The 3,440-nt window shown below is 70.8% G+C and carries 3 protein-coding genes and 1 pseudogene; all 4 read right to left on the reverse strand.

All coding sequences use genetic code 11. The features are described from left to right. Positions 1-341 (reverse strand): hypothetical protein (locus G6028_RS16095; protein ID WP_182659475.1); only part of this gene is annotated, 341 nt, incomplete at its 3' end. Positions 342-512: 171 nt separating this feature from the next. Then, positions 513-2,339: a phosphoenolpyruvate carboxykinase (GTP) gene (locus G6028_RS16100; RefSeq protein ID WP_179523600.1), complete on the reverse strand. Its 1,827-nt coding sequence runs from the start codon at positions 2,337-2,339 to the stop codon at positions 513-515. Positions 2,340-2,452: 113 nt separating this feature from the next. Beyond that, positions 2,453-2,866: a DUF6802 family protein gene (locus G6028_RS16105; protein ID WP_182609868.1), complete on the reverse strand. Its 414-nt coding sequence runs from the start codon at positions 2,864-2,866 to the stop codon at positions 2,453-2,455. Next, a pseudogene (locus tag G6028_RS16110) lies at positions 2,863-3,440 on the reverse strand (hypothetical protein); the annotation flags it as partial. The gene G6028_RS16105 and the pseudogene G6028_RS16110, both read right to left, overlap by 4 nt.

Raw genomic sequence — 3,440 nt, forward strand, 5'->3', positions numbered from 1 at the left:
GTGGCGGGCCCGCCGGCCCCTGCGGTGGCGTCCCCGAAGGGGGTCAGGGTGGGCAGGGGGCCCGCCGAGGCCGGGAGGAGGGCGAGGAACCCCGGGATCGTCCCGGCGAGCATGAGCGAAGGCATCCCCGAGCGCACCGTCAGGTGCGGTCTCGACCCCTCGATGTCGGTGCCGTCGCGGGTGACCGGTCCCCCCGACCCCGGAGCGGCGACCTCCTCGGCCACCTCGTCCGCGCTAGGTGCGGTGGCCTCCGGGGAGCCGAGGACGACGACCGCCGCCGCGAGCCCGAGCCCTCCCACGAGAACCGGGAGGGCGATGAGCCCGGCAGCGGCGACCCTCATGCCACTCCTCCACACATGCGCTCAGTGTATTGATGACGCAACCACTGTCCCACCGAATGGGGATCTTGCAAAGAGGGTTCGGTCACACGGAACGCGAACGGGCCGCACCCGGTGTGGGTGCGGCCCGTTCGCGGATCCGTCTCCGGGACTTCCGTTCTCGTCCCGCAGGTCTCAGCCCAGGCGCTCCTTGAGGGCGGCGAACTGCTCGTGCACCTCGGCCGGGACCTTGGGTCCGCAGAACTCCAGCCACTCGGTGATGAGCGGGAGCTCGCGGCGCCACTCCTCGGGGTCGATGGCCAGTGCCTCCTCGACGTCCTTGAGGGGGGTGTCGAGGCCGGTGAGGTCGATGTCCGAGGCTCGGGCGGTGAAGCCCGCGACGGTCTCGTCCGCCTCGACCCGGCCCTCGATGCGGTCCACGACCCACTTGAGGACCCGGCTGTTCTCGCCGAACCCGGGCCAGAGGAAGCGACCGTCCGCGCCCTTGCGGAACCAGTTGACCAGGAAGACCTTGGGCATCTTGTCGCCACCGCGGGCGCCCATGTCCACCCAGTGCTGGAAGTAGTCACCGACGTTGTAGCCGATGAAGGGCAGCATGGCCATCGGGTCGCGGCGGACCGCGCCGACCTGGCCCTCCGCGGCCGCGGTCTGGCCGGAGGAGAGGGTGGCACCGATGTAGACGCCGTGGTTCCACGAGTGGGCCTCGCTCACCAGCGGCACGGTGTCCGCGCGGCGACCGCCGAACAGGATGGCCGAGATCGGCACGCCCTCGGGGGAGTTGAACTCCGCGGCCGTGACCGGGCACTGGTCGATCGGCACGCAGTAGCGGGAGTTGGGGTGGGCGGCGTTGCCGGCCCCGCCGTCGCCCACGGGCGTCCAGTCGTTGCCCAGCCAGTCGATCAGGTGGTCCGGGGTCCCCTCCAGGTCCTCCCACCACACGTCGCCGTCATCCGTGAGGGCGACGTTGGTGTAGATGGAGTTGCCCGCCTCCAGCGTCTTCATGGCGTTGGGGTTGGACGAGTAGTTGGTGCCGGGCGCGACGCCGAAGAAGCCGTACTCCGGGTTGACGGCGTAGAGCCGGCCGTCCTCGCCGAAGCGCATCCAGGCGATGTCGTCTCCCACGACCTCCGCGCGCCAGCCCTCGATGGTCGGCTGCAGCATTGCGAGGTTGGTCTTGCCGCACGCGGACGGGAAGGCCGCGGCGATGAAGTAGACCTTGTCCTCCGGGGAGATGAGCTTGAGGATGAGCATGTGCTCGGCCATCCAGCCCTCGTCGCGGGCCATGGCGGAGGCGATCCGCAGCGCGAAGCACTTCTTGCCCAGCAGCGCGTTGCCGCCGTACCCGGATCCGAAGGACCAGATCTCCCGGCTCTCCGGGAAGTGGGTGATGTACTTCTCCTCGTTACACGGCCACGAGACGTCCTCCTGGCCGGGCTCGAGCGGGGCGCCCACGGTGTGCAGGCCCTTGACGTACGCGCCGTCGGAGCCGATCTTCTCCAGCGCGGCGGTGCCCATGCGGGTCATGATCTTCATGGACACCACGACGTAGGCGGAGTCGGAGAGCTCGATGCCGAGCTTGGGGTCCTCGGCCTCCAGGGGGCCCATGCAGTAGGGCACGACGTACATCGTGCGACCACGCATGCTGCCGCGGAACAGCTCGGTCATGTGGCCGCGCATCTCGGCCGGGTCCCGCCAGTTGTTGGTGGGGCCGGCGCCCTCCGCGGTCTCCGAGCAGATGAACGTCCGCGACTCGACCCGCGCGACGTCCTTGGGGTCGGACTGGGCGAGGAACGAGTTGGGCTTCTTGGACTCGTCGAGTTTCACGAAGGTGCCGTGCTCCACCAGTTCCGTCGTGAGGCGGTCCCACTCCTCGTCGGAGCCGTCGGCGAAGACGACCCGGTCCGGCTGGGTCAGTTCGGCGACCTCGGCGATCCACGCGAGCATCTCCGCGTGATCGGTTGGCGCCTGACCCTCGAGGCCGGGAATGGTGGTGGTGGTCATCACAGCTCCTCGTACACGGTGCATGGTATCGATCACACACTATCGTCAACCCGATGGTCCCGCCGCCTTCCGGGCCCCGATCGTGGCCCCGACGTGAGCAATGCCTCAACTTTTCAGATGTGGCCGTGGTCGATGCGTTCCCACCGGGCCGGGGCCGGCGACGATTCGGGGGACCCGGCACGGGCCTCGTTGGTGAAGCCCCCGAACGGGACCCCCTCCGCGGGATTGGCCAGGCGCCAGGAGTCGTAGCTGCCGTCGAACCGGACCGTCGAGACGTGGTCGACCGTCCCGTCGCCGTCGACGTCCGTATAGACGGTGAGCCCCCGGCCGTCCCCCCGGGTGACGGCCTCCATGAAGCCGTCGCCGTCGAGATCCGCCTCGGGTGAGCCGAGATCGAGGACGCCGTCACCGACCGGGACGTGCAGACCCAGGGACGAGGCCTCGGCGAGCGGGGCGCCGTCGAGGCCGCACACGTCGGGCCTGGCACTGAAGTCGGACGGTTCGGAACCGGGGAAGGGGTCGGTCATGTCGAGGGGCTCCCTGGGGTGGCGAGGGCGGGCGGGGGAGTGCCTGCGGGCCCCGCAACAGTAGCCGCGGAAGCGGTGGTCGGGGTGGGCGCGGGTGCCCTCCCCGTGAGCCGTGACCGGCGGATACGGCGTTCGAGGTCGCCGACCCGGGGGCCCGGGTCATGGGCGAAGCCGTCGGTGATGGTGGCCTCCGCGGCCAGGATCCTGGCGCCGAGGGACTGTTCGACCTCCGCGCGCAGGGCGCCCAGACGTTCGGTCACGACGGCGGACGTGTGGGACCGCAGCGTCTGGGTCCGCCTGACCGTGACCGTGGTCCACCCGAGCGCGACGCCACAGAGCAACGCCAGGGGGATCACCACCGCCGCCAGCCCGGGGATCTCGGCGAGTGGGGACAGGAGCATGCGCCCCACCCCGGTCCCGCCGGCCGCACCCATGATCATCACGAGTGCCTCCTCGCCGTGGTTGCGGGGCGGACGACCCGGGGCGATCCCGCCGGACGGTGCGGGGATCCGCGGTGTGGTGGGCGCGGCGGCCCCGAGGTGGCGGGCCACGAGCGCGTCCGCGCGACGGTCCG

This window comes from Dietzia cercidiphylli, assembly GCF_014145145.1.
GTDB classification, from domain to species: domain Bacteria; phylum Actinomycetota; class Actinomycetes; order Mycobacteriales; family Mycobacteriaceae; genus Dietzia; species Dietzia natronolimnaea.